22 protein-coding genes and 3 pseudogenes are annotated in these 23836 nt (G+C 73.7%); 13 read left to right on the top strand and 12 right to left on the bottom strand.

Going from position 1 to position 23836, the window contains the following annotated elements:
- Window positions 1–17: 17 nt before the first annotated feature.
- The 3 genes from ACWCYO_RS12165 (at window position 18) to ACWCYO_RS12155 (ending at window position 3517) form a co-directional block, all read left to right on the top strand.
- Window positions 18–443, top strand: coding sequence for a bifunctional 4-hydroxy-2-oxoglutarate aldolase/2-dehydro-3-deoxy-phosphogluconate aldolase (locus ACWCYO_RS12165; RefSeq protein ID WP_449784180.1), 426 nt, complete (start codon window positions 18–20; stop codon window positions 441–443).
- 174 nt (window positions 444–617) lie between these two features.
- Window positions 618–2237, top strand: coding sequence for an alpha-amylase family glycosyl hydrolase (locus ACWCYO_RS12160; RefSeq protein WP_449784179.1), 1620 nt, complete (start codon window positions 618–620; stop codon window positions 2235–2237).
- 227 nt (window positions 2238–2464) lie between these two features.
- Window positions 2465–3517 carry a hypothetical protein gene (locus ACWCYO_RS12155; RefSeq protein ID WP_449784178.1) on the top strand — a complete coding sequence of 351 codons (1053 nt, stop codon included), beginning with the start codon at window positions 2465–2467 and terminating at the stop codon, window positions 3515–3517.
- A 131-nt stretch (window positions 3518–3648) separates the two neighbouring features.
- On the opposite strand, the gene ACWCYO_RS12150 is transcribed toward ACWCYO_RS12155, so the two are convergent.
- Together ACWCYO_RS12150 and ACWCYO_RS12145 are read right to left on the bottom strand one after the other, a co-directional pair.
- Complete coding sequence (locus ACWCYO_RS12150) at window positions 3649–4407, bottom strand: (2Fe-2S)-binding protein (RefSeq protein WP_449784177.1); 759 nt, start codon at window positions 4405–4407, stop codon at window positions 3649–3651.
- 161 nt (window positions 4408–4568) lie between these two features.
- Complete coding sequence (locus ACWCYO_RS12145; RefSeq protein ID WP_449784176.1) at window positions 4569–5165, bottom strand: hypothetical protein; 597 nt, start codon at window positions 5163–5165, stop codon at window positions 4569–4571.
- A 151-nt stretch (window positions 5166–5316) separates the two neighbouring features.
- Between ACWCYO_RS12145 and ACWCYO_RS12140 the strand changes: the two genes are divergently transcribed.
- The 3 genes from ACWCYO_RS12140 (at window position 5317) to ACWCYO_RS12130 (ending at window position 7961) form a co-directional block, all read left to right on the top strand.
- The gene (locus ACWCYO_RS12140; RefSeq protein ID WP_449784175.1) at window positions 5317–6570 is read left to right on the top strand and encodes a sensor histidine kinase; all 1254 of its coding nucleotides are present in this window, start codon (window positions 5317–5319) and stop codon (window positions 6568–6570) included.
- A 54-nt stretch (window positions 6571–6624) separates the two neighbouring features.
- Window positions 6625–7107, top strand: coding sequence for a hypothetical protein (locus tag ACWCYO_RS12135; RefSeq protein ID WP_449784174.1), 483 nt, complete (start codon window positions 6625–6627; stop codon window positions 7105–7107).
- Window positions 7108–7289: 182 nt separating this feature from the next.
- On the top strand, window positions 7290–7961 hold the full coding sequence (locus ACWCYO_RS12130) for a response regulator (protein WP_270141732.1): 672 nt from the start codon (window positions 7290–7292) through the stop codon (window positions 7959–7961).
- Window positions 7962–8300: 339 nt separating this feature from the next.
- On the opposite strand, the gene ACWCYO_RS12125 is transcribed toward ACWCYO_RS12130, so the two are convergent.
- Both ACWCYO_RS12125 and ACWCYO_RS12120 read right to left on the bottom strand, forming a co-directional pair.
- The gene (locus ACWCYO_RS12125; protein WP_449784173.1) at window positions 8301–9995 is read right to left on the bottom strand and encodes a peptide-N4-asparagine amidase; all 1695 of its coding nucleotides are present in this window, start codon (window positions 9993–9995) and stop codon (window positions 8301–8303) included.
- Window positions 9996–10177: 182 nt separating this feature from the next.
- On the bottom strand, window positions 10178–11080 hold the full coding sequence (locus tag ACWCYO_RS12120; RefSeq protein ID WP_449784172.1) for a LysR family transcriptional regulator: 903 nt from the start codon (window positions 11078–11080) through the stop codon (window positions 10178–10180).
- 138 nt (window positions 11081–11218) lie between these two features.
- Between ACWCYO_RS12120 and ACWCYO_RS12115 the strand changes: the two genes are divergently transcribed.
- Window positions 11219–12232 carry a pseudouridine-5'-phosphate glycosidase gene (locus ACWCYO_RS12115; RefSeq protein WP_449784171.1) on the top strand — a complete coding sequence of 338 codons (1014 nt, stop codon included), beginning with the start codon at window positions 11219–11221 and terminating at the stop codon, window positions 12230–12232.
- A gap of 3 nt (window positions 12233–12235) precedes the next feature.
- A complete protein-coding gene (locus ACWCYO_RS12110; RefSeq protein WP_270141727.1) occupies window positions 12236–13114 on the top strand; it encodes a carbohydrate kinase family protein in 879 nt (292 codons plus the stop codon).
- 50 nt (window positions 13115–13164) lie between these two features.
- Here ACWCYO_RS12110 and ACWCYO_RS12105 read toward each other — a convergent pair whose 3' ends face one another.
- Both ACWCYO_RS12105 and ACWCYO_RS12100 read right to left on the bottom strand, forming a co-directional pair.
- Window positions 13165–15009, bottom strand: coding sequence for a helix-hairpin-helix domain-containing protein (locus ACWCYO_RS12105; RefSeq protein ID WP_449784170.1), 1845 nt, complete (start codon window positions 15007–15009; stop codon window positions 13165–13167).
- 91 nt (window positions 15010–15100) lie between these two features.
- On the bottom strand, window positions 15101–15808 hold the full coding sequence (locus ACWCYO_RS12100) for an ATP-binding protein (RefSeq protein ID WP_270141723.1): 708 nt from the start codon (window positions 15806–15808) through the stop codon (window positions 15101–15103).
- 330 nt (window positions 15809–16138) lie between these two features.
- On the opposite strand from ACWCYO_RS12100, the gene ACWCYO_RS12095 reads away from it, so the two are divergent.
- Window positions 16139–16762, top strand: a complete 624-nt coding sequence (locus tag ACWCYO_RS12095) for an ArsR/SmtB family transcription factor (RefSeq protein WP_270141721.1) — start codon at window positions 16139–16141, stop codon at window positions 16760–16762.
- The gene (locus ACWCYO_RS12090) at window positions 16759–18111 is read left to right on the top strand and encodes an MFS transporter (protein ID WP_449784169.1); all 1353 of its coding nucleotides are present in this window, start codon (window positions 16759–16761) and stop codon (window positions 18109–18111) included. Before ACWCYO_RS12095 ends, ACWCYO_RS12090 begins: the two co-directional genes overlap by 4 nt.
- Window positions 18112–18287: 176 nt before the next feature.
- Here ACWCYO_RS12090 and ACWCYO_RS12085 read toward each other — a convergent pair.
- The 3 pseudogenes from ACWCYO_RS12085 to ACWCYO_RS12075 all read right to left on the bottom strand — a co-directional run.
- A pseudogene (locus ACWCYO_RS12085) lies at window positions 18288–18530 on the bottom strand (DUF6629 family protein); the annotation flags it as partial.
- Between the two features lie 127 nt (window positions 18531–18657).
- A pseudogene (locus ACWCYO_RS12080) lies at window positions 18658–18882 on the bottom strand (DUF6629 family protein); the annotation flags it as partial.
- Between the two features lie 233 nt (window positions 18883–19115).
- Window positions 19116–19955 (bottom strand): annotated as a pseudogene (locus ACWCYO_RS12075) (DMT family transporter); the annotation flags it as partial.
- 266 nt (window positions 19956–20221) lie between these two features.
- Here ACWCYO_RS12075 and ACWCYO_RS12070 point away from each other — a divergent pair.
- The gene (locus ACWCYO_RS12070; RefSeq protein ID WP_188302898.1) at window positions 20222–20485 is read left to right on the top strand and encodes a dsRBD fold-containing protein; all 264 of its coding nucleotides are present in this window, start codon (window positions 20222–20224) and stop codon (window positions 20483–20485) included.
- A gap of 461 nt (window positions 20486–20946) precedes the next feature.
- Here the strand turns inward: ACWCYO_RS12070 and ACWCYO_RS12065 are convergent, their stop codons facing one another.
- The gene (locus ACWCYO_RS12065; protein ID WP_270141716.1) at window positions 20947–21414 is read right to left on the bottom strand and encodes a hypothetical protein; all 468 of its coding nucleotides are present in this window, start codon (window positions 21412–21414) and stop codon (window positions 20947–20949) included.
- A 188-nt stretch (window positions 21415–21602) separates the two neighbouring features.
- On the opposite strand from ACWCYO_RS12065, the gene ACWCYO_RS12060 reads away from it, so the two are divergent.
- A complete protein-coding gene (locus ACWCYO_RS12060; protein WP_449784168.1) occupies window positions 21603–21731 on the top strand; it encodes a hypothetical protein in 129 nt (42 codons plus the stop codon).
- Between the two features lie 189 nt (window positions 21732–21920).
- On the opposite strand, the gene ACWCYO_RS12055 is transcribed toward ACWCYO_RS12060, so the two are convergent.
- Together ACWCYO_RS12055 and ACWCYO_RS12050 are read right to left on the bottom strand one after the other, a co-directional pair.
- A complete protein-coding gene (locus ACWCYO_RS12055; RefSeq protein ID WP_449784167.1) occupies window positions 21921–22169 on the bottom strand; it encodes a hypothetical protein in 249 nt (82 codons plus the stop codon).
- 83 nt (window positions 22170–22252) lie between these two features.
- Window positions 22253–23143, bottom strand: a complete 891-nt coding sequence (locus tag ACWCYO_RS12050) for an alpha/beta fold hydrolase (RefSeq protein ID WP_449784166.1) — start codon at window positions 23141–23143, stop codon at window positions 22253–22255.
- 200 nt (window positions 23144–23343) lie between these two features.
- On the opposite strand from ACWCYO_RS12050, the gene ACWCYO_RS12045 reads away from it, so the two are divergent.
- Window positions 23344–23802 carry a MarR family winged helix-turn-helix transcriptional regulator gene (locus ACWCYO_RS12045; protein WP_270150804.1) on the top strand — a complete coding sequence of 153 codons (459 nt, stop codon included), beginning with the start codon at window positions 23344–23346 and terminating at the stop codon, window positions 23800–23802.
- Window positions 23803–23836: the final 34 nt, after the last annotated feature.

Below are 23836 nucleotides of genomic sequence, written 5' to 3'. Positions count from 1 at the left end.
GGGTCGGGGTCGGGACGGTGCTGACCGCCGAGCAGGCCGAGCGGGGGATCGACGCCGGGGCGTCCTTCCTGGTCACCCCGGGCTGCCGGCCCGAGGTCGCGCAGGCTGCGCGGACCCGCGGGGTGCCGGTGGTGCTGGGAGCCCTCACCCCGACCGAGGTGGCCCGGGCGGTCGACCTGGGCGCCGCGGCCGTCAAGATCTTCCCCGCCCGGTCGTTCGGCCCGGGTTACTTCAAGGACCTGCGCGGCCCGTACCCGGACGTGCCGCTGGTGGCCTCCGGCGGGGTGAACGCGGGCACCGCGGCCGAGTTCCTGGCGCATGGGGCGCTCGCCGTGTGCGCGGGGACGGACGTGGTGCCGCCGTCGGCGGTCGAGGCGGGGGACTGGGCGGAGATCACCCGGCGGGCCCGGGCGTTCACCCGGGCCTGCGCGGCGGGGGCGTAGCGGGTCGGGGGAGTTCGGCGCGCGGGTACGGCGGCGGTTCCGTGAAGGTGTGCGGCGGGCTGTCGGGGCGGCCGGGATTGGACGAGAATCGGTGGCACCCGGCTCAGCCCGGCTCAGCCGGCCGCTCGGCTCTCGGCCCGCACGGCCCCCGGACCCGGTAGGAGGACCCACCCCATGACCTCGACCCGCCCCGGCCCCGACTGGCTGGCCGACGCCGTCCTCTACCAGATCTACCCGCAGACCTTCGCGGACTCCGACGGCGACGGCATCGGCGACTTCGCCGGCATCGCCGAGCACCTCGATCACCTCTGCTGGCTCGGCGTGAACACGGTCTGGCTCACCCCCTGCTTCGCCTCGCCGTTCCGCGACGCCGGATACGACGTCACCGACTACCTCACCCCCGCCCCGCGCTACGGCCGCACCGAGGACCTCGTCGCGCTGGTCGAGGCCGCCCGCCGCAAGGGCATCCGGATCCTGTTGGACCTGGTCGCCGGGCACACCTCCGACCGCCACCCCTGGTTCCTGGCCGCCGCCGAGGATCCGGCCGACCACCGCTACATCTGGTCGGACCGGCAGGTGGACGGCTTCGTCGCCTCGCCCGGGAGCCGCCCGGGCTGGTACCGACCGAACTTCTTCGACTGTCAGCCCGCCCTCAACTTCGGCTATGCACGCGGCAGTTCCGAGGAGCCCTGGCGCCAGCCGGTGGACGCCGAGGGGCCGCGGGCCAACCGGGCGGCGCTGCGCGGGATCATGGCGCACTGGCTCGGCCTGGGCGTGGCCGGCTTCCGGGTGGACATGGCGTACTCCCTGGTCAAGGACGACCCGGGCCGGGTCGAGACCGCCAAACTCTGGACCGAACTGCGCGACTGGCTGGACCGCACCCACCCCGAGGCCGCGCTGTTCGCCGAGTGGGGCGAGCCCGCCGCCGCCGTCGCGGCCGGGTTCCACGCGGACTTCTTCCTGCACTTCGGCGGGGAGGACCAGGGCCTTCCGCTGCGCTCGCTCTGGAACAACGGCGCCGGAACGGTCGAGGAGTTCTGGCAGCAGGGCCCGTGCTACTTCGAGGCCGAGGGGCGCGGCACCCCGCGGACCTTCCTGGACGCCTGGCGCTGCGCCGCCGAACTCACCGAGGGCAACGGGCACATCGTCCTGCCCACCGCCAACCACGACTTCTCCCGGCTCGCCACCGGCCCGCGCTCCGGCGAGCAACTCGCCCCCGCCTTCGCCTTCCTGTTCACCTGGCCGACCCTGCCCGCCGTGTACTACGGCGACGAGATCGGGATGCGCTACCTGCCCGGGCTGCCGGACGTCGAGGGCAGCGTGCTCGGGCCGCGCTACAACCGGGCGGGCTCGCGGACCCCGATGCAGTGGACGCCGGGCCCCTCGGCCGGGTTCTCCGCCGCGCCGCCCGAGCGGCTCTACCCGCCGCTGGACCCGGACCCGCGGCGCCCGGACGTGCTCTCCCAGCGCGCCGACCCGACGTCGCTGCTGCACACCGTCCGGCGGCTGATCGCGCTGCGCCGCGCCCACCCGGGGCTGGGCGCGTCCGGCGGGGTGGAGGTGCGGCACGCCGGCTACCCGCTGGTGTACACCCGGTCCGGGCGGTACCTGGTGGCCGTGAACCCGCGTCGGGAGCCGGGGGCGGTCCGGCTGACGGGCGCCGTGGGCGCGGTGGGCGCGGTGCGGCCGCTGGAGGTGGACGGCGCGCGGCCGCTGGAGGTGCGGGGCGTCCGGATCGTGGACGGCGAACTGCGGGCGGACGGGTTCTCGTACGGGGTGTTCGAGCTGGGCTGAGCGGCCGTTCGGTGGGTGCCGGACCGGCTGGGTGGCCTGTGCTGGGCCTGATGGGGGCCGTGCCGGACCGGCCGGGGGCCGGTGCTGCACCGGATGAGGCAGGCCCCGGCTTCCGGTCGCTGTCGGATAGTTGTAAGCTACATCCATAGATGGTTGCATTTGCCACCTGAATTGGTTGCATTTGCCACCTTGATCGGAAGAGTTTGCCGGAGGACGGTACGAACGCCATGAGCACACCCCAGACCCCCGCCGCAGCGCCCACCCTGGGGCACTCGCTCAAGCACCTCGCCGTCCACCTGCTCACCCCGCTGCTGATGTGCCTCGGCATGGCCCTCGCCTACCAGGGCGCCTTCCACCAGCCGGAGCCCCACCACCTCAAGGTCGCCGTGGTCGGAGCCGGCCCCCAGGCGCACGGGCTGGCCCAGACGATCCAGGGCAAGGCCGGTGACGCGCTCGACGTCCGCACCGTCGACGACCGCGCCGCCGCCGAGCGGCTACTGCGCGACCGCGACCTGGTCGGCGCCTTCGTGTCCGACGCCAGGAACCCCGAACTGATCGTGGCCAAGGGCAACTCGGACACCTCGGTGGTGGCCGCCACGGCGGTGTTCACCAACGTCACCGACAAGCAGGGCGTCCCGCTGCACGTCACCGACCTCACCACCCTCGCCAAGGGTGACCCGACCGGTCAGGGCCTGTTCTTCCTGCTGGTCGCGCTGAGCATCGGCTCCTACGCCAGCGTCGCGGCGATCGGCGCCGCCGGTGCCGGGCTGAGCCTGTGGATCAGGGCACTGGTCGGCCTGGCGGTCTCGCTGGTGGTCAGCGTGATCGGGATCGTCACGGCCGGGCCGCTCTTCCACGTCGTCGACCACGACCAGGCCGCGATCTGGGCGCTCGGCTGGCTCTACTCCGCGGGCATCGTGCTGATCGGCATCGGCCTGCACGGCTTCCTGAAGAAGTGGACCACGCTCGCGCTGATGGTGCTTTTCGTGATGCTCAACTTCACCTCCTCCGGTGGCGTCTACCGGCCCGAGCTGCAGAACGGCTTCTTCGGAACCCTGCACGGCTTCTGGACCGGCGCCGGCTACCTGGAGGGCGCCCGCAGCATCCTGTACTTCGACGGCGGCGCCGGCCTCGGCGGGCACGTAGTGACCCTGCTGGTCTGGCTGCTCCTGGGCGGGGCGGCCCTGGTGGCGGCGGCGATGCACGAGGGCCGCGGACGCCGTCCGGTGGAGACGCCGGCGGAGGCCGAGGAGGAGATGGAGGAGGCGGTCGCGGTCTGAGGACCGTTCGACGGCGGGACCTCGGAGGCTTCACCCGGCGCGATGGGCATCGGCGCCGGGTGGGGATCGGCGGCCCGCGCCCGGCCTTGGACAAGCCGGGCGCGGGCCCGTTCGTGCAGGGTCTCGGCTGCTCAGCTGCTCGGCTGCCGCCGGGCCGGCGGCCGGGTGAAGCAGCAGTCCCCGCAGAGCCCCGCGCCCGGCCCGATCCGGTAGTAGAGGCAACAGCTCGTCCGTCGGAACGCCGCCCCGCGCGAGCCGGTGAGCAGCGTGCCGGAGCCCGTCAACGGCGGACGGTCCAGCAGCTGTGCGACCAACTCCGAGGCTGGGAGCGAGGCTTGGGAGCCCAGGACCCGGAGCACCCCGGCCAGCGCGGAGGCGGCGTTGCCGCGCAGCAGGCGCGCCGAGAGCGGTACGGCGGCGCGCACTGCTGCGGCCAGTGGCTCCAACTGGCCGATCAGGACGGCCTGGTGGAGCTGATCGACGAGCGGACCGGCGGCGGGGCGGACCGGTTCCGGTGGCGTCCAGAGATCGATCGGCCCCTGGTCCGGGATCCGTACCCAGGCGTGCTCCAAGGACGGGACCGTCCCCAGCAGGACGGCCGAGCCGACGCCCACCGACCAGAACCGGGCGGCCAGTCCGAGGTGCAGGATCGAGGCGGCGACCCGCAGTTCGGCCGTGCCCAGGCGCTGTGCCACCACCCGGACCCGGGCCGCGAGCGGGGCGTCCGGGCCGGTGCCGTAGAGCTCCGGCAGTGGGCGGAAGCCGGGCGGCGGGGTCCCGGTGGCGGAGGTGTCGAGCGCGAAGTACGGGCCGACGGCGGCGAGTCGGGCGTAGTCGGGGTGCGGGAGTTCGGGCGAGGGGGGCGGCGGTTGCTCGGGCGCGGGGTTCAACGGCCGTCCCCTGTGCGGTCGTTGGACCCCGCGCCGGCTTCGGTCGGCCCTGGTGTGGTCGGGCGGTCGAGGAGCATCGGGGCCTCCGTGGCGTCCGGGGATCGGGCGGGTGGTGACACCCCGGCCCGGTCGGACACCGGAAGTCCCTGGTCGGGCGGTGGTCAGCCGCGCACGGTGAAGTCGCCACCGGTCGTGCGGATGAACGGTACCGTGCCCTGGCAGTCCGAGACCGGTGCGCCGAAGAAGCCCCAGACCCAGCCGATCCGGTCCCCGTGCCGGCCGTCGTCCTCCACGGAGAGCGCCACCTTCTGGCCGACGACGGGTCGGCCCGGGAACCACGGCGCCTCGCCCTTGGTGACCACGCCGGTGGCGATGGCCTCCCGGCCGCCGACGGCCAGGCAGGTGATGTCCCCCTCGAAGTCGGCGACCAGCCGGCCGTCGGTGTGTACGTGGCGGACGTGGAAGTGGCCGCGGGTGGTCTCCAGGGGTTTGAGGGTGTCGGCGCGGGCGTCGATCGTGAGCTGGACCGGGTCGCCCTCGAAGGTGCTGAACCTGGAGTCGAGGACGGTGTTGCCACTTCCGTGCAGGCCCACCGACGCGTTGCCGGCGGCGACCGCTTCCGGCGAAGCGGCCGGTGCCCCCGAAACGGCCGGTGCCCCCGAAGCGGCCGGTTCACCGGCGGAGGCCGGGGCGGCGGTGGCGACCGTCGCCGCGAGGAGACAGAGCGCGGCCGCGGTGGTGGCGAGACGGCGGTTCATGCTGATTCGTCCTCCCGTGCGGGTGGTTGTTCCGACGGCATCGAGTCTGGCGCGGACGGCCCGGGCAAACCTCCCGCTGCGGAGGGGAGTTGCCTCCTCCACGGGGAGGAGCCCCGCCTCCCCCGGGAGAGCTGCCCGTAGGCTCGGCGGTGTGCGTACCGACCCGCTGACCCGCCCCGACCGGGCTCGATCCCGATCCCGGCGTTGGCCCGCCCTCGCCGCCGCCCTACTGCTGCTCGCGCCCGTCGCGCTCGCGCACCCGGGGGACCACGGCGCGGCCCTGCTGCTCGCCCTGACGGCCGCACTCGCCGCGGTGGTGGCGCTGCTGCCCTGGCCGCTCGGCCGGGTCACGCTCACCGCTGCGGCCGTCGCCGCCGCCGGAGCCTCGCTGTCGGTGGACCTGTGCTACCCGGGGCCCTACCGGCTGCCCGCGTTCTGGCTGCCGTTCGAATGGCTCGCGCTGCTCGGCGTGCTGTTCCGGGCCGTGCGCAGGCTGCCCGACCGCTGGGCCGGGCCGATCGGCGGACTGGTCGGGCTCGCCGCCGCGGTGCTGCCGCTGCGGTTCGCGCTCCGGACGCCGCACGGCGGAGCGGCCGGGCCGGTGACCGGCGTGCTGTTCTCCCTGCTGCCGGTGCTCGGGATCGCCGGGGCGAGCCTCTACCTGCGCGTCCTGGACGCCCGTCGGGAACGGGCCGTGGCCCGGGCGAGGCGCGAGCAGCGGCTCGAAGTCGCCCGGGGATTGCACTACTTCGTCGCCCACGAGATCACCGGCATCGTGCTGGAGGCCCAGGCCGGTCAACTCCCGGGCCAGGAAGCGGAGGAGACCACGGCACTGCTGCGCCGGCTGGAGGAGGCGGGGCTGCGCGCCCTCGACTCGATGGACGAGATGGTCGGCGCCCTGCGCGAGCAGCAGGAGGCGGCCGGAACCACCCGCCGCCTCGGCCTGGCCGACCTGCCGGACCTGGTGACCCGCTTCGCCGCGATGGGCGGCCCGCGGGCCACCGTCGACCTCGCCCCGGAGGCCGTCGAACTGCTCGGCGCCGAGGCCCAAACCACCGCGTACGCCGTCGTCCTGGAGGCCCTGACGAACGTCCGTCGCCATGCCCCGCAGGCCACCGCGGTGACGGTCCGGGTGGCCCCCGAGCCGGACGGCCGCGCGGTGCGGGTGACCGTCGGCGACAACGGCGGACCGGCCACCCGCGGGCCCCGGCTGCGCCGCCGCCCAGGCGCGGGCGGTACCGGTCTGGCCGGCCTGGCGGCCCGGGCCACCGCCCACGGCGGCACCTTGACCTCGGGCCCGCTCGGTCCGTCCGGCTGGCAGGTGTGCTGCACCCTGCCGGGACGGGAGGGCCCGTCCGGCGACGACCCGCACCCCGGGCTTTCGCCGGGACGGTCGGAGCGCTAGGTTGAACGCGTTCAAGTCGTTGAACGCGTTCAAATCCTGCTCGGGGGGAATCGGATGAGCGAGTCACTGCCGGCTCGGCCCGGCTATGCGGTCGAGGCCGAGGCCGTCAGGCGGTCGGATGCACCGCGTGCCGAGCCCGTGCGGGGCCCGGTCAGGCCCAGCGGACGGGTGCTCGTCGCGCTGGCCGGTGTCGCGTGGCTGCCGTGGGCCGTTGCCGGACGGGGGGAGACCGGGTGGTACTGGGTGCTGGTCGGCGGGTTCTTCGGGCTGACCGTGCTGCCCCTGGCCGTACCGCGCGAGCCGGTGTTCCGACGCGCCTGCCTGACCGTCGGCTGGCTGCAGTTCGGGATCGAGGCCGTGTTCTCGATTCCGTACGTCCTGATCCCGCTGCCGGTGTTCGTCTTCGCCCTCCCGTCCGGCGTCATGCTGCTGCTCACGGGCCGGCGGAACCGCGGCTGGGTGGGGACGGTGACTGCCGCACTGCTCGTGGCGGGCCCCATCGGACTCCTCGCCGATGGCGGGTGGACGCGCATCTAGGGGCGCCCCCGGGGGCGCGCGTCGGCGCCACCGGGCGCGGGCGTGGCTCAGCGCCCCGGCCGGTGCCGCGGGCGCCGCGCGGGCGGGTGGGGGTGACGCGGTCGACCGGGACGAGGCCGCCGTGCGGGCCGCAGACGGCGGGAACTTTCCCGCGCGCCGGGTGGTGCGGGAGACTGCCCGGCGTGACGAGTGCGAACGGTGGGTGTCCGCGGGTGATCCGGGTGTTGATCGCGGACGACCAGGAGGCCGTGCGGCGCGGCGTGCGGCGGATCCTCGAGGCGCAGCCGGACATCGAGGTGGTGGGCGAGGCCGTCGACGGGCTGGCCGCACTGGAGCTGGCGGCCGAACTGCGGCCCGACGTCGCGCTGGTGGACATCCGGATGCCGAGGTTGGACGGGCTGGAGGTGACCAGACGGCTGTCCGGCTCGGTGCGGGTGGTGGTGCTGACCACCTTCGATCTGGACGAGTACGTCTATCCGGCGCTGCGGCACGGCGCGTCCGGGTTCCTGCTGAAGCGTTCCGGCCCGTCGCTGCTGGTCGAGGCGGTGCGGGCGGCGGCGGACGGTGAGAGCCTGATCAGTCCGTCGGTCACGGTGCGGCTGCTGAAGCACGTGACCGCGCCGCGCCGGCCGGCGCGCCCGGCGGTGCCGGTGGTGCCGCTGACCGAGCGGGAGGTGGAGATCGCCGGGCACGTCGCGGCGGGCCGGACCAATGCCGACATCGCTGCCGAACTGTTCATCTCCGCGGGGACGGTGAAGACCCACGTGGCCAGCATCCAGCGCAAGCTGGGCGTGTCGAACCGGGTCGGGATCGCCGTGCACGCCTGGGAGATGGGCTACCCGGTGCCGCAGTAGCGCTTCGTGGCGGCCGGGGACAGTTCGTGGAAGAGCGCGTCCACGGAGCCGAGGGGATGCTCCGTGGACGCGCGGAACCTGCGAGGCGGGGGTGGCCTCCGGACATTGCGTCCTCCGGCCGGTAGTTCGATCGTCGACCGAGGTAGTTCCAGCGGCAGACCCTGATCCGTCTCGATCTGTCGCCACTGCCTCCTGCGGTCGAACTTCCTTCAGCTACCTCGCAGGTCCATTTCCCATCATGCGCCTCCTACGACGTGTGCACCAGGGGTGAACGGGCCGAATTCGGGCAATTTTCGCAAGTCGGGGCCGGACCGGGGTCGGTGGGTCCGGCCTCAGCCCTCACGGCTTCGGCCACCCGTCCACGAAGCTCAGCGTCCGGTGGTACGGCCCGTCCGGCCCGGTGCTGCGGTAGTCCTCGGTGCTGGTACCGGTACGGACGGTGCGGTCGCCGTCGTGGCGCTGGGCGGTCGGTCGCAGGGTGTGGTCGATCGTGGTGCGCTCGGTGACGTGGCCGCCGGTCGCCGTGGTGGCCTCACGGTGGTAGCCGAGGTCCATCGCGGTGTTCTGGTCGGTGTTCCCGGCCGCGTCGTGGGTCACCCTGTAGGTGACATCCAGCGGTTCGCCCTCGTGCACGGTGGTGGTGCGGTGCGGTCCGCCGCCCCAGGTGGCGGTGGTGCGGGTGAGGTCGGTGCCGTTGTGCAGCGTCACGTCGTTGCCGCTGTCGCGCAGTCGCTGGGCGGAGCTGAACGCGAGGTCGTCGCGGACCTCGGTGGTGATCCGGCCGTGCGAGGTCTGCACCCAGCCGCGGGCGAGGTCGTGCCGGGCGGCGGTGACGGCCCAGTCGCCGCTGCCGCCGCCGTGGTCGGTGAGCTCGGTGCCGACGGTCGCCTCGGGGGCGACCCGGTAGTCGGTGAGCTGCCCGGAGGTGCGGGCGGTGCCGTGGTCGACCTCGGCGAAGAGGTTGACCTGGCCGGTCCAGACGTCGTTGCTCTGCGCCTCGGTCGCGTTGATCGTGATGCCGACGCTGTGCGGGCGCCCGTCGAGCAGCAGGCCGACGTACGGGGTGAGGTCGACCCGGTAGGCGGGCAGGTCGAAGGCGAAGACGCCCGGTATCGGCCGCCACAGCAGCGGGTCCCAACCCCCGGTGTAGATCACCGGGTACGGCCAGACCGCGCCGACCACCCGGCCGTCCACGGTGAGCCGCAGCTCGCGGAACGGGCCCTTGCCGCAGGCGCCGATCGACGGGTTGGCGGCGACGAAGGCGTCCGGTGCGGAGGCGTACGCGAACTCCTCGCAGGCGCCGCCGCCGCGGGCGTAGACCTCGGCGGTCAGGCGCTCCAGGTTCTGCGGGAAGGTGAGGTCCTTCGCGGTGGCCGGGGCGGCCTGGGTGAGGGCGAACGGGCCGGTGGTGAGGACCTGGTCGGCGCCGTGGGCGGTCGGCCAGCGGTCGTTCGCGGTGTAGAAGGTCAGGCTCGCCGAGATCTTGTAGACGCCGGTGTAGGTGGCGTCGGTGACGTTGGCGAGGTCGAAGGAGAACGGCAGCGGTCCGGCGGTGAACAGCGGGGCGTAGCGGGTGAGATCGCGCTCGACGTTCCACCGGATGCCGTCCCTGGACGGTTCCGGGGTGGAGGACAGCAGCACCTGGACGCCGCCGATGCGGACGCTGAAGATCCGGTCGAACTGCCGTCCGGCGACCTGCCCGTGGAGGTCCAGGACCACGGCGGACCAGGGGCCGGCGCAGTCGGCGGGCGGGGTGAGGGTGGCGGTGTACGGGGTGTCGGGCGGGTTGCCGTAGCCGTTGCGGAACTCGCGGTCGTGCATCACGTCGACGGTGCAGGAGCGGGTGTCGGGGCGGGTGAGCGGCTTGGTGGCGGTGATCGGGTCGTGGTAGCCGCTGCCGAAGTCGGCGTGGGCGGGCGCGGCGGCGGTGAGGGTGCCGGCCAGGGTGAGGGCGGCGGCGCCGATCAGTCCGGCGGCGCGGCGGAGCAGGGGCGTTCGGGACTCGGTTCGGCGGAGCAGGGAGCGCAGGGCCAAGGTGGATCCCCGGGGTCGGGCGGCCCGTCGGCGCGCGACGGGTCGGGTGGGTGATCCGGGCATCCTTCCGGCGGTGGCATGTGAGCGTCAAGGGTCGCTGCCGGAGGGCGGCGGCTTTCACAACTCCGGTGGTTCCGGCGGGAACTGTGGCTCGCTCGGGTCCTGCGGGGTCCCGTGGTGCCCTACCACTCCTCCAGCGCCGCCGCCTCCTGACGGATCAGGTTGCGCAGCGTCGCCAGCGGCGGCCGGCGGTCGTCCGTGCGCCACTGCATCTCCAGCGGCAGGGTGGCCCGCCCCTCCAGCCGTACGGTGGCCACGTCCTCGGTGAGGTGGCCGGTCATCGAGCCGGGCACCAGCGAGAAGGCGCGGTTGCGGGCGAGCAGGTAGAGCCGGGAGCCGACGATCCGCGGCGGGCTGACCAGCACGGGCGGGTCGACACCGTGCTCCGCACACAAACCGAGCACGTGGTCGTAGTACCGGGGGTGCTGCTCGCGCGGCCACAACAGCAGTGGCAGGTCGCGCAGTTCGGTCAGCCGCAGGCTCGCCCGCCGGGCCAGCGGGTGGTCCCGGCCGAGGGCGACCCGGACCGGCTCGTCGGCGATCCGTTCCAGCCGGTAGCCGGGTACGTCCTCCAGGAAGCGGCCGAGGCCGATGTCGGCGAGCTCGCCGGCCAGTGTCGCGGAGACCTGCCCGGTGTCGACGGCGAGTTCGGCGGTGTCGAGCGCGGGCAGCTCCTGCTCGGCGCGGCTGACCACGGCGGGCAGCAGCCGGTTCACCACGCTCGGCGAGGCGACGATCCGGGCCGTCCCCAGCCGGGACTCCTCGTGCAGCCGGACCCGGGTCAGCAGTGCCCCCGCCTGCTCGAGCAGGCGCGCGCTCTCGGCCGCCATCACCTCGCCGGCCTCGGTCAGCGCGACCGAGCGGCGGCTGCGGTCGAACAGCTCGACGCCGACGGTCCGCTCCAGCCGGGCGACCTCCTGGCTGACCGTCGGCTGCGAGATGTGCAGCCGTTCGGCGGCCCGGCCGAAGTGCAGCGTCTCGGCGACGGTGAGGAAGACCTCCAGCTGACGCAAGGTGAAGCCCATGCCGATCATCCTAGTGCGAACCGATAGGTGATCACCTATCAGAAACCCCAGGACTCATTCTGGTTTCCGATCCGAACCGTCCCTACGCTGATCGTCACGTTGCCCCGTCGCAGTGGCATCTCACAGGGAGCTCGCATCATGACCGGACTGTCCGCCAGCACTGCCAGCACTGCCAGCACTGTCAGCACCGCCGGTATCGCCGGTACCGGCGCTCCCGCCATCCGGATCTCCGAGGAGGTCGCGCGGGCCGTCGCCGACGGTCGTCCGGTGGTCGCCCTGGAGTCGACGATCTTCACCCACGGCCTGCCGCGGCCCCGCAACCTGGCCGTCGCGCTGGAGGCCGAGCAGCAGCTGCGCGAGGCGGGCGTCGTCCCGGCGACCATCGGCGTGCACGCGGGCGTCCCCACGGTCGGTCTGAGCACCGAGCAGATCACCGAACTGGCCGCCACCGACGGCCTGGACAAGGTCAGCCTGCGCGACCTGCCCGTGGTCGCCGCGCTCGGCCGCCACGGCGGCACCACCGTCGCCGCCACCGCCTTCCTCGCCCACCGCGCGGGCGTGCGGGTCTTCTCCACCGGCGGCCTCGGCGGCGTCCACTTCGGCGCCTCGGAGAGCTTCGACGAGTCCGCCGACATGACCACCCTGGCCGCCACCCCGGTCACCGTGATCAGCGCCGGCGTGAAGTCCATCCTCGACATCCGGGCCACCCTGGAGCGCTTCGAGACCCTCAACATCCCGGTCATCGGCTACCGCACCACCAAGTACCCCGGCTTCTACGTCACCGACTCCGGCCACGAGATCAACTTCGCCGTCCAGTCGCCCGAGGAGGCCGCCAGGGTCATCGACGCCCGCGACCGGCTCGACCTGCCGCAGGCCGTCCTGATCGCCAACCCGGTCGACCCGGCCAAGCAGCTGCCGCCGCAGGAGCTGGACGGCATCCTGGCCCGCGCCCGTGCCGAGGCCGAGCGCCGGGGCATCACCGGCAACGCCTCCACCCCCTTCCTGCTCGACCACATCCAGCGCGACACCGGCGGGCGCAGCCTGGAGGTCAACGTTGAGGTCTACCGCGGCAACGTCCGCCTCGGCGGCGAGATCGCCACCGCGCTGGCCGCCCGGGCCGGTGGGTCCGCCGCCGCGTCCACCGGAGCCTGAGCCGTGCTCGGGGTGCTCGGCGACCTCGTCGAGGACATCGTGGTCTGGGTCGACGGCCCGCTGCGCCACGGCACCGATTCCGGTGCCCAGGTGTTCCGGCGGCGCGGCGGCAGCGCGGCGAACGTCGCCCGTTTCGCCGCCGGGCAGTGCCCGGTCCGCTTCCTCGGCTGCGTCGGCGCGGACGCCGTCGGGGACGGCATCGTCGCCGAACTCGGCGGCCACGGCGTGGACGTACGGGTGCAGCGGCACGGTCAGACCGGCAGCATCGTGGTGCTGATCGACCAGGACGGCGAGCGCACCATGCTGCCCGACCGAGGTGCCGCCAAGCTCCTGGAACGCGTCCCGGACGAATGGCTGACCGGCCTGACCCACCTGCACGTGCCCGGCTACTCCTTCGACGGCGAGCCGGTCGGCCGGACGGCGGTCGACGCGCTCGCCCGGGTCCGGCTGGCGGGCGGCAGCACCTCGGTGGACGCCTCCTCCACCGGCATGCTGGAGCAGTTCGGACGGGAGCGGTTTCTCGCCTTGCTGGCCGAGTTGGCGCCCACCTTCGTGTTCGCCAACCGCTCCGAGTCCGCCTTCCTGGGGCTGCTGGTGGACGGCCTGCCGGGGCCGGAGCGCGCCCGGCTGGCGGCCACCACGGTGGTCACCAAGTCGGGTGCCGAGGCGACCACCGTCGACGTGCCGGACGAGGGGCTGTTCACCGTACCGGTGCCGCCGGTCGCCGAGGTGCGCGACCTCACCGGGGCCGGGGACGCCTTCGCGGCGGGCTTCCTGGCGGGGTTCCTGGACACCGGGGAGCTGCGGCTGGCGGCCGGGCTCGGGCACCGCAGCGCGGCCCGGGTGCTGGGCTCGCCGGGGGCTTCGCTCGGCGGGTGCTAGCGGGCGTACTACGGACGTAGTACTACGTCCGTAGTACTGCTTCTGTAGTGCTAGATCTGTAGTGCGTCCTTACGGAGGAAGCGCTTCAGCTTCTGCCACGTCCAGGCGTTGATCACGTCCTCGGTGGTGAGCCAGCCGCGCTGCGCCGTACCGATGCCGAAGCGCGGGTAGGCGAGGTGGCCGGTGGCGTGCGCGTCGCTGTCGATCGAGAAGCGCACGCCGTGGCGCTTGGCCCGCAGGATGTCCTCGTCGCGCAGGTCGAGCCGCTGCGGGGAGCTGTTGATCTCGATCGCGGTGCCGGTGCGGGCGGCGGCCTCGAACACCGCGTCCAGGTCGACGTCGATCGGCCCGCGCAGGCCGATCCGTCGGGTGGTGAGGTGGCCGATGATGTGGACGTACGGGTTCTCGCAGGCGCGGATCAACCGCCGGGTCTGAGCGGCCCGGTCGAGGTTGAAGTGCGAGTGCACGGAGGCCACGCAGACGTCGAAGCCGGCCAGGAACTCGGGCGGCCAGTCCACACCGCCGTCCGGGCCGATGTTCAGCTCGGTGCCGTGCAGCAGGCGCAGCTTCCTGTGGCGGTCCGCGAGTCCGCGCAGCTCCTCGCGCTGGGCGAGCATCTTCTCGGCGGTCATCCGCTGCATCACCAGGTCCGGTGCGTGGTCGGTGACGGCGTAGTAGGAGTAGCCGCGGGCAGCGGCCGTGTCGATCATCTCGGTGAGGGTGGCCAGGCCGTCGGTCAGGTCGGTGTGGGTGTGCAGGTCGCCGCGCAGGTCCGACTCCTCGATGAGGTCCGGGAGTTCACCGTTCAGCGCGGCCTCGATCTCGCCGCGGTCCTCGCGCAGCGTCGGCGGGATCCAGGGCAGGCCGAGGGCGGCGTACACCTCGTCCTCGGTCTCGGACACCACCTTGACGCCCTCCGTCCGGGCGTCTGCTCCGCCGTCCTTCTTCGCTCCCGTCGTGCCCGTCGTGCCCGCCGCGCTCTTCGCTTCTTTCGCGGCCTTCGTGCCCTTCGCGGCCTTCTTGGCGGTGCCGTCGACCTCGAACAGGCCGTACTCGGACAGCTTCAGTCCGGCCCGCACCGCCATCGTGCGGAGCTTGATGTTGTGCGCCTTCGACCCGGTGAAGTAGACCAGCGCGGCGCCCCAGTCCTCCTCGGGGACGACCCGCAGGTCCACCTGGATCCCCTGGGTGGTGCGGACCGAGGTCTTGGTCGGCCCGCTGCCGATCACCTCGGCCACGTAAGGGAGTTCGGTGAGCGCGGCCATCAGCGGAGCGGAGTCGTCGGCGGTCGCCAGCACGTCGATGTCGCCCACCGTCTCGCGCATCCGGCGCAGCGAGCCCGCGTACGCGCAGCGGGTGCAGCCGGGGACGGCGGAGAGCGCCGCGACCAGTTGCTCGGCCAGCTCGGTGGCGACGTCGAGCAGGGTCCGTCCGCCGGACTGCCGCATCAGCTCGATGCCGTGCAGGATCTTCTCGCCGCTGCGCTCGCCGAGGCCGGCCACGCCGGACAGCCTGTCGGCGCGGATCGCCCCGGCGAGTTCGTCCACGGACGCGATGCCGAGGTCGCGGTAGAGGGCGAGGGCGCGCTTGGGGCCGACGCTGGGAACGGCCATCATCTCCCGTACGCCGGACGGGATCCTGGCCCGCAGGGACTCCAGCGCGGGGATCCGTCCGGTGGCGAGGTACTCGGCGATCTTCGCCGCCGTGGACTTGCCGACGCCGGGGATCTGCTGCAGTCCCTTGAGGTCCAGATCGGCCAGGTCCTCGGGGTAGCCGCCGACCGCTCGGGCGGCCTTCTCGTAGGCGCGGGCCCGGAAGGCGTCCCCGCCGGTGATGTTGATCAGGTCGGCGTACTCCTGGAGCAGCTCCCTGACCTGGTCGTTGAGCCGGGGCATGGGGCAAGTCTAGGTTCGGTGGCCGTCGTTCGCCGCGCGGTCGCGGCCGTGCGGGTCGCCGCCGTGCGGGTCGCTCGCCGTGGGCGACCTACTAGTCGTAGGCGACCGCCAGCAGCAGCACGACGGTCAGGCCGCCGCCGGGCGTCGGCTCGACCGCGAGCCGTCCGCCCGCGGCCAGCACCAGGCTGTGCAGCGCCGGGCCGACCGGTCCGGTGGCCCGCACTCCTGCCAGCAGCCACTCGCGGGTCTGCGGTGGCTCGTACGCTCCGCGATCGGAGATCCGTATCTCCACCCGCTCCCGGCCGCGCGCGGACGTGCCCCGCCCGGCCGCGGTCCGGGGCGCCGCCGGGCCGGCACGCCCGACGTCCGCGCGGACCAGCACTCGGCCGCCCAGCGGGCTGCGCCGGATCGCGTGGTCGACCAGCCCGGCCACCGCGGCCTCCATCCGTCGGGCGTCCCCCGCCACCACCGGCAGCCCGGGCGCCAGCCGGACCGTGACGGCCGCCGCCCGGCCGCCGCCGCGCACCACCCGGCGCACCACCTCGGAGACTTGGACGTGCCGCGCCTGCGGCTCGCACCCGGCCTGCCGGCCGGTCCAGCGCAGTTGGTCGAGCTCCGTCCGGGACAGCGTCCTGGGCCCCGCCATCGCGATCGGCGGGTACGGCCCGAGGCCGTTCGACGCGCCCGCGCCGTCCTTGCGTCCGGCACCGCCGCCACCGACCCCGCCGCCCGCGCCGCCGAGCGCGCCGAGCGCCCGGGCCCCCGAAGCGACGTAGCCCCAGAGCTTCCCGCGTGCCATTGCCCTGCCCCTCGTGCCTGACCGGCGGCCGTCATCGGATCCGCGGCCGACCGGGGCGGGCCGCTTCCCGGGCCCTCCTGCCAGCCTGCGCCTCCTCCGCCCGGGTGACAATCCGGCTCCGGGACGCGAAGTGGGCCCCGGCCCCCGCCGAGCGGCGGGTGGGCGGTCCGCCGACCGGCGGGGCGCGTCCCGCCGGGGGCCTGCTCGGGAGCCCCGGCCGGAGTCGTTCGGGCGTTGAGGAGTGCCCGGTCTGCCGGCGGGCGATGACCACAGAGAAGTCTTCGCAAAAAACTCTTTGCGAAGGATTCTTTGCGGTCCTAGACTTCTGGCATGACCGAAGACCGTGGCTGGATGCACAGTGACGACCCGCACGTCGTCCTCACTGCCAAGGGCATGAAAGCGATGGCCCACCCCGTGCGGATGCAACTGGTCGGGCTGCTGCGAAGGCATGGCCCGTCCACAGCGACGAGGCTCGCCGAGCAGCTGGGGCTCAACTCCGGAGCCACCAGCTACCACCTGCGCCAGCTCGCCGCCGCGGGCTTCGTAGAGGAGGACGCGGAGCGCGGCAACGCCCGGGAGCGCTGGTGGCGTTCGGCGCACCGCGTGACGGTCTGGACGGGGGAGGACATGGCGGACGAGGAGCCCGAGACGGCCGTCGGCTTCCTGAGGGCCGTGCTGGCCGGCCACACCCTGACCGGGCAGCGCGTGCTCGACGCCTTCGAGACGATGCCCAGGGAGTGGCGCAAGGCGGTCGACTTCAGCGACATGCTGCTGCAGCTCACGCCGGGCGAGGCCGAGCAGCTGACCGCCGAGCTGACGGCGGTCCTCCGGCGCTACCGCCCGGTCGGCGCCGCCGGGCCGGTGCCGGAGGGCAGTGAGCAGGTCTCCGTGGTGGTCCACGTGTTGCCCGACGCGCAGGGTCTGTCCGGCTCGGGGGAGGGGGGAGCCGAATGACCGCCACCGTCACCGATTCGCCGGTGCGCAGTCTGCGGCCGCTGGTCGGGGTGCTCGCCGCCACGGCGGTCTCCCTGACCGGGACCCGGATCTCGGCCATCGCACTGCCCTGGTTCGTGCTGGCCACCACTGGCAGCGCCACCCTGACCGGTCTGGTCGCCTTCGCCGAGATGACGCCGTACGTGCTGGTCAAGGCGCTGACCGGGCCGCTGGTCGACCGGCTCGGGCCGCGCGTGGTGTCCTGGACGACGGACGCGGTGAGCGCCGTCGCGGCCGGGCTGGTCCCACTGCTGCACGCCCGGGGGCTACTGCCGTTCTGGACGCTGTTGGCGATGGTCGCGGTGATCGGTGCGATGCGCGGGCCGGGTGACCTGGCCAAGTCGGTCATGGTCCCGGAGGCGGCCGACCACGCCCGGGTACCGATGGAACGGGCCACCGGGCTCTCGGGTGTCACCGAACGGCTGGCCTCCACGATCGGACCGGCCGTCGGCGGCGGGCTGGTCGCGCTGGTGGGGCCACTGGCCGGGCTGGCGATCAACGCAGTCACCTTCGCGCTCGGGTCGCTGATCGTCGCCCTGGCGCTGCCACCGGGCATGGGGCGCTCGTCGGTTCCGGGCCCGGCGGCGGTTCCGGGCCCGGTCGTGGTCCAGGACGAGCCCGAGCAGCGTGGCGGCGGCTACTGGCGGATGTTCCGGGAGGGTTTCGGCTTCCTCCGGGCGGAGCCGCTGCTGCTCACCGTGACCGTCATGGTCGGCGTCACCAACCTGCTAGACGCCGGGTTCACGACCGTCCTGGTCCCGGTCTGGGCCCGGGAGTCCGGCAACGGGCCGGCCGTGATCGGGCTGATCGGCAGCGTCCTGGGGGTCACGGCGGTGGCCGGCAGCCTGATCGCGGCGGCGCTCGCCCACCGGTTGCCCCGCCGTACGGTCTTCTTCGTCGGCTTCCTGCTCGCCGGGGCGCCGCGCTACCTGGTGCTCGCGCTGGACGCGCCGGTGTGGGTGGTGGTCACGGTCTTCGCGGTGGGCGGTTTCGGCTCCGGGTTCCTCAACCCGATCCTCGGCGCGGTCCTCTTCGAACGGGTTCCCCGCCACCTCCTCGGCCGCGTCCACGCCCTCAGCGACTCCCTGGCCTGGGCCGGCATCCCCCTCGGCGGGCTCCTCGCGGGTGCGGCCGTTGCTCTGGTCGGCCTGATACCCGGGCTGCTCACGGCCGGCGTCCTGTACTTCGCCACCACCACGCTGACCGGCCTGCGGCCGGAATGGCGGGAGATGGACCGAACGCGCGGGCACGGGGGTGCCGAGGCCGATGAGCAGGTGACGGCAGTCGTGGTGGAGGCGGCACGGCCGTAGCGGTCGGGCATCGAGCGGCAGGGAGGCGGGAGCGAGGGCAAGTCGGCAGCGCAGGCGCGAGTCGCCGGGCGGACACGCGCGGATGAGGTGATCGCCACCGGTTCATCGACGGTTGGTGGCGGGCGCCCCGACCAGTGGAGGAGCAGGAGGCTGGCCAAGGCCGCGAGGGCGCACCAGGTGGACATGAAAGCGAATCGCCAGAGCAGGGCGCAGAGGACGGCGCCCGTTCCGGTGACCAGGCCGAGGCGGCGGAGCAGACGGTCGCCGCTGAGGAGGAGGGAGCCGACCGTGGTGAGGAGATAGCCGGCGAGTAGGAAGGCCGGGTGCGGGATGCCGATGGCGTAGCCGAGGGTGTGGCCGTGCCGGGTGGCCGTCACCGGGTGGGAGACGACGGCGGCCGCGAGCGGGATCGCGATCACTGCGCCCAGCACAGTCAGCTGGACGAGCCCACCGGCGGCGGTGCGGGCCGACCGGGTGCCCGGGCTCGCAGGCCGCCTGCCACACCCCGGCGGGGACCAGGACGGGCAGCAGCGGCAGGGCGATCACCGCCCAGGCGGTGCGGGCCGCCTCGGCGAGGGGCGGGGGCAGCTCACCGTCCGTACCGAGCCAGACCAGTGCCTCGACGAGTTGGTGCACGCTCAGCATCAGCGGGAGCGCGGCGAGCGAGAAGGGCTGCGGCCACCCGGACCGCCGGGCGCGCACCAGGCAGGCCACGCCGACGCCCGCGACCGCCCCGCCGACCACGGCGTCCGCCTGGGCGCTCCAGCGCATCGGTTCGCCTACTCGCCCTTCGCGTTCGCGTCGGTGTCGGTGTTGGTGTTGGTGTCATCGCGCGCGTCACCGCCACTGACCTGGTCGGGCGCGGGGTGTTTCCTGCCGTTGCCGTTGCCGTTGCCGTTGCCGTTGCCGTTGCCGTCGCCGACCCGGTCCCGGCTGCCGTCACCGATGGCCGGCTCGTCCTCCGGCGGCACCCCGATGCTCTCCAGGGTGTCCCGGACGCTGCCGGGCATCGCCGGATGCCGTCCGATCACGATCACCCCGATCACGATCGCCACCAGCCCGGCGGCCTCCCAGGCCAGCGCGCCCGGGGTGACCCGCAGCCGGTCACCGAGGAAGCCGACTGCGCAGGCGATCCCGGACAGCGGCTGGGCGGCGGTCAGCGCCGGCAGGGACATCCGCAGCGGGGCGGCTTCGAAGGCGCTCTGCACCAGCAGCAGCCCGACCACGCCGGCCGCCACCACCGCGTACGGCTGCCAGGTGCGCAGCACCACCGCCAGCCCGCTGTGGTCGAGGCGCTGGGTGGTGGTGCGGGTCAGGGCGTCCTGCAGGCCGTAGAGCAGTCCCGCGGCGAGTGCCAGCAGGGTGGCCTCCTCGAACAGCGGCAGCCGCCGGGCGAGCGTGACCAGTAGCAGGGTCAGCCCGACCACGGTGCCGACCACCAGCCAGTGGCGGAGCTCCCCGGCGGGTGGACCGCCACCGGTCGGCTGCCCCGCCACGATGAACGCCGTCACCCCGAGGCCGAGCAGCAGCACCCCCGCCCAGCCCGAGCGGCCGAGGGTCTGACGGGTCAGCACCCGGGAGAGCGCCATGGCGAACAGCAGGTTGGTCGCCAGCAGTGGCTCGACCAGCGACACCTCGCCCTGGTTGAGGGCGAGCGCGGAGAGGAGCAGACCGCTGACCATGAACCCGGTGCCGAGCAGCCACTCGGGCATCCGCATCAGGTCCAGCAGCAGGCGCCAGTGCAGCATGTCGGCACGAGGGGCCCGTTGCGCCGCGTGCTGCTGGAGGACGAAACCGAGTCCCAGACAGCAGGCCGCGCTCAGAGCGAGGAGGAAGACCGCCACGGAGGGACCACCAGGTTGTCGCTGCCCCGCGCCGCGCCGGCGGGTCCGGGGGAGGGTCGGCGGTCGCGGCGCGCTTCCGTCAGCGTACCGCCGTCGCACCGGTCCGGGCGGATCGGACGCGGCGGTACCGCGCCGGCCACCGCGGCAACTGCCGCGCTTGCCGCCACGGGCGAGGCGGGCGCACGCTGGTGTGAGCGGCCACCACGGGCCCACCGCCCGGGTCGGCCCGGACCGGTGCGACGGGGGCCGGCGCCAGGAGGTGTGGCATGCACAACCAGTGGGACGTGGAGCTGAGCTTCGACGAAGACGGCGTGCACACGGTGTGCGACGCCAGGTTGACGGGCGCGAGGGCGCCGGGCCTGAGCGCGCACGGCGAGGCCGAGAAGAGTGCGGAGGACCGTCCGCTCGCCAGGATCGGCGAGGAGGTCGCGGCCTCCAGGGCCCTGGAGGAACTGTCCCGCAAGCTGCGGGCCCAGGCCACCGGGGAGATCGAGGACGAGGGGCACCGCCCGGGTTACCTGATCTACTGACGATCGACCGACGGCGTTCTGCACGTCGGTACGGGCGGTACGGGCGGTACAGCCGGTACAGCTCGGGGTGGTCGTGCGGGCATGACCACCCCGAGGCGGGTACTGCCGGATTCAGCGGGGTACCGGTGGCCCACAGCGACCAGCCCTCACCGCCGTGGAACTCGGCCATCCGCCGGTCGCCGTCGAAGAAGTCCGCGCACCGCGCGTCGGCGGGCTCGCGGCTGGTCGGCTCGGAGCCCGCCGCCGGATCGGGCGCCGGCACCTCGCTGCCCGCCCAGCTGTGGAAGCCGGTGGTCGGAATCCCTGCCGGCGCCGGCCGGCCGTCCGCCCGGATGGGAGTGGGAGGGCTGCGGGGCGACCGTGCGCAAGCGCCAAGTGTCCTTTGCAACAAGAGACTTGCATGTACGTCGGGTTCCGGTCGCCGTGCGGCAGGACGGTCCGTGGGCTGCCGGAGCGGTGGACTACCGGAGCGGCGCCTCGGCGCGGCACAGCCGCTCTGCGGCCGAGCGGACGGCGTCCTTCCACGCCTGGTACCCCTCGGGCGGCCCGTACGCGAGGCTCTCGACCCAGTACTCGGGGCCGACGGTCTCGAGGAACTCGCGCTCGGCCTCGGTGTCCCCCGACAGGCAGCGGTACCAGACCTCGCCTGCCACCTCGCCGGCCGTGATCTCCCCGGCCGCCAGGCGGCCCGCCAGGTCGTGGAGCAGGCAGAGGTCGGCGGTGCGCTCGTCGGGCAGGGTGGTGCCGAGCTGGTGCAACGCCTCGCGGAACACCTCGTCGGTGCTGTCACCCCGGGAGCGCCCGGCCAGGTCGCGCAGCGCGGAGGAGTCCAGGCCGGCGGCGAGCAGGTGCGCGGCGGCCATCGGCAGGTCCGCGGGCTCGACCAATCCCACGACGTACTGCCAGGTCAGTGTGTGCAGCTCGGTCATCCCGGCATTCTGTCGGACGCCCTCAGCTTCGCCACCAGGCGGCCGGATCACTCCATCCCCCCGAACACCCCCCTGGCACGATCGCCGCCCGCTCCACCCCACCCCGGGCGGCCGACATCGCGAACGTGACCTGCGCGGTGACTGCGGCCGGCACGGTCGCCAGCGCCCGCTCCGCAAGGAACATCCCGATGGCGACATCGAGCCGGCTGATCGGCCCCATCGCCGACTACGCATCCCGCGCGGCGTCCCCGCCACTCAGCATCCAGGCCGACTTGAGCACCGGAATCGCGAACACCGAGGCCGACGCCATCACATGAGCCGCACTCACCTGCGACGCTCCCCTCGACGCCCACTTTCACGACGCCCACTTCCACGATGCTCGAACAGCGGCGCAGACTGGACCTCGTGGCCCAGGCGAGTTGCGCTGGGGGCGGTCAGGGCCGTAGGCGATCAGTGGGCGGGGGCGTCGTCTCGCCGCTGGTGATGTGGCTTCGGGACGCCCGTGATCAGGTCGATCTCCGCGCCCGCCGCGGTTCACGCGGCCATCGTGCCGGAAGGCCCAGCGCAGACCGAGGTGTACCCGCCCGGTGGTCGACCGCGCCACCGTCACCGGATCGTGCGGTGAAGCGGACCGTCAGGTGCTCGCCCGCGGGCACTTCGTACAGGCTGCCCATCGGCTCGAAGACCACCAGCAGCCAATGCCGCATCTCGCGCCGCTGCCCTGCGGCGACGCCAACCCTGATCGAACTGATCACAGGAGTGATTGTGAGGCACGGCTGGTGAGGGGGCTTTGCATGGGAAGTCGGGCGGGGTCGACTTCCTGGGCGGTGGGTGGCGGTCAGGTGCGGCCTGGAGTGAGGAAGTTGAGGACCTGGTGGTTGACCTCCGGTGCGGCTGTCATGGGGAGGTTGTGGTGGGAGGCGCCGGGCACTGTGGTCACGGTGGCGTGGGGGACGGCCTGGTGGGTGGCGACGGCGGTGCGGTGGGGGTCGTGGGCGCGGGAGTGTTCGGCGTAGAGGGCGAGGAGGGGGGTGGTGAGGGTGCCGAGGCGGGTGGGGGTGGGGCGGGGGCCGGTGATGACGGGGGAGGCGGGGAAGTCGGCGTAGCCGAGGGCGTAGAGCTCGCGCCAGTCGGGGTCGGTGCAGGGGCCGTCGGTGGCATCCCAGTCGAGGTAGGAGCGGGCTCGGGCCGGGGTGCGGCGGGGGAGGAAGAGGGGGAGGACGCGCAGGAGGTAGCCGGGGCGGTAGCCGGCGAAGCACAGGGTGGGGTCGAGCAGGGCGAGGCGGCTGACCCGGGCGGGGGCGTGCAGGGCGTATTCGAGGGCGATCCAGGCGCCGTACGAGTGGCCGCAGAAGTCGGCGGCGGGGACGCCCAGTTGGTCGAGCACGGCGTCGAGCCAGCCGAGCAGTCCGGGGACGTCGCCGAGTGGGGTGCCGTCGTGAACGCTGCGCCCGGGGTCGCCGATGAGGTCGATGGCGAGGACGCGGTGACCGGCCCCGGCCCAGGCGCCGACGTTGGCGTACCACATCGTGGAGGTGGCGCCGCCGCCGTGGAGCAGGACCAGGGGGTGTCCGTCGGCGGGGCCGCAGGCGTTGATCCGGGTGGTGCCGTGGGCGGTGCGGACGGTGAGCGGTTCGACCGGGACGGGCCAGCGGGCGAGCAGCTTGTCGTACGCGGCGAGGAAGGGTGCGAGGCGCGGCGGGCGGGACGGGGCGGTGTGGGCGGACATGATGGGCCTCCGCGGTGTGGTGTGATCGCGTGCGGATGACGCACGGGACCACGCGCTGGGTCAGGCGTTGAATCGCGGGTTGGAGCGCTCGTTGGAACGCTCGACAAATCGCTCGTTGAACAAGTATCTCGCTGAACGAGAGAATAATGGCACACACGTGCCCGAGGAAGGACGAGAGGGTGCCCGAGGTTGAGGAGCCGATGCGGCTGGTCCACCTGCTGCGCGGTCTGACGGTCGAACTCGATCTGTTCGGGGCCGAGTTCGCGGCCCGCAGCGGTCTGCACCCGACCGATCTCCGGGCGCTGATCCACCTGCTCGACGCCGCCCGGGCCGGGGAGGTGGTCACCCCGGGCCGGCTCGGGGAGGCGCTGCGGCTGAACTCGGCCGGTACCACCGGTCTGGTGGACCGGCTGGAGCGGCTCGGGCTGATCCGCCGTGAGCGCGATCCGGGGGACCGGCGGAGGGTCCGGCTGGTGGTGGAGGAGCGGGCGATGGAGCTGGGGCAGGGGTTCTTCGGCGGGCTGATCGGGGACCTGGTCGTGGCGATGGGCCGGTTCGACCCGGCCGAGCTGGCGACGGCCCGGCGCTTCCTGGAGGCGATGACCTCCGTGGTGGCCGCCGCCCGGACGGAGTCCCGGATGGAGCCCCGGACGGGGTGAGGAGGAGTGAGGACGAAGTGAGAGGGCGGGCCGG

Source organism: Kitasatospora sp. NPDC001683 (genome assembly GCF_053596495.1).
This window is presented reverse-complemented; position numbering and strand designations above follow the sequence as displayed.

Excerpts from the sequence above, each read along its gene's own strand:
- ACWCYO_RS12160 (WP_449784179.1), top strand. The coding sequence starts at position 618 with ATGACCTCGACCCGCCCCGGCCCCGACTGGCTGGCCGACGCCGTCCTC.
- ACWCYO_RS12155 (WP_449784178.1), top strand. The coding sequence starts at position 2,465 with ATGAGCACACCCCAGACCCCCGCCGCAGCGCCCACCCTGGGGCACTCG.
- ACWCYO_RS12145 (WP_449784176.1), bottom strand. The coding sequence starts at position 5,165 with ATGAACCGCCGTCTCGCCACCACCGCGGCCGCGCTCTGTCTCCTCGCG.
- ACWCYO_RS12135 (WP_449784174.1), top strand. The coding sequence starts at position 6,625 with ATGAGCGAGTCACTGCCGGCTCGGCCCGGCTATGCGGTCGAGGCCGAG.
- ACWCYO_RS12120 (WP_449784172.1), bottom strand. The coding sequence starts at position 11,080 with ATGGGCTTCACCTTGCGTCAGCTGGAGGTCTTCCTCACCGTCGCCGAG.
- ACWCYO_RS12115 (WP_449784171.1), top strand. The coding sequence starts at position 11,219 with ATGACCGGACTGTCCGCCAGCACTGCCAGCACTGCCAGCACTGTCAGC.
- ACWCYO_RS12105 (WP_449784170.1), bottom strand. The coding sequence starts at position 15,009 with ATGCCCCGGCTCAACGACCAGGTCAGGGAGCTGCTCCAGGAGTACGCC.
- ACWCYO_RS12100 (WP_270141723.1), bottom strand. The coding sequence starts at position 15,808 with ATGGCACGCGGGAAGCTCTGGGGCTACGTCGCTTCGGGGGCCCGGGCG.
- ACWCYO_RS12095 (WP_270141721.1), top strand. The coding sequence starts at position 16,139 with ATGACCGAAGACCGTGGCTGGATGCACAGTGACGACCCGCACGTCGTC.
- ACWCYO_RS12090 (WP_449784169.1), top strand. The coding sequence starts at position 16,759 with ATGACCGCCACCGTCACCGATTCGCCGGTGCGCAGTCTGCGGCCGCTG.
- ACWCYO_RS12070 (WP_188302898.1), top strand. The coding sequence starts at position 20,222 with ATGCACAACCAGTGGGACGTGGAGCTGAGCTTCGACGAAGACGGCGTG.
- ACWCYO_RS12065 (WP_270141716.1), bottom strand. The coding sequence starts at position 21,414 with ATGACCGAGCTGCACACACTGACCTGGCAGTACGTCGTGGGATTGGTC.
- ACWCYO_RS12060 (WP_449784168.1), top strand. The coding sequence starts at position 21,603 with ATGGCGACATCGAGCCGGCTGATCGGCCCCATCGCCGACTACGCATCC.
- ACWCYO_RS12050 (WP_449784166.1), bottom strand. The coding sequence starts at position 23,143 with ATGTCCGCCCACACCGCCCCGTCCCGCCCGCCGCGCCTCGCACCCTTC.
- ACWCYO_RS12045 (WP_270150804.1), top strand. The coding sequence starts at position 23,344 with ATGCGGCTGGTCCACCTGCTGCGCGGTCTGACGGTCGAACTCGATCTG.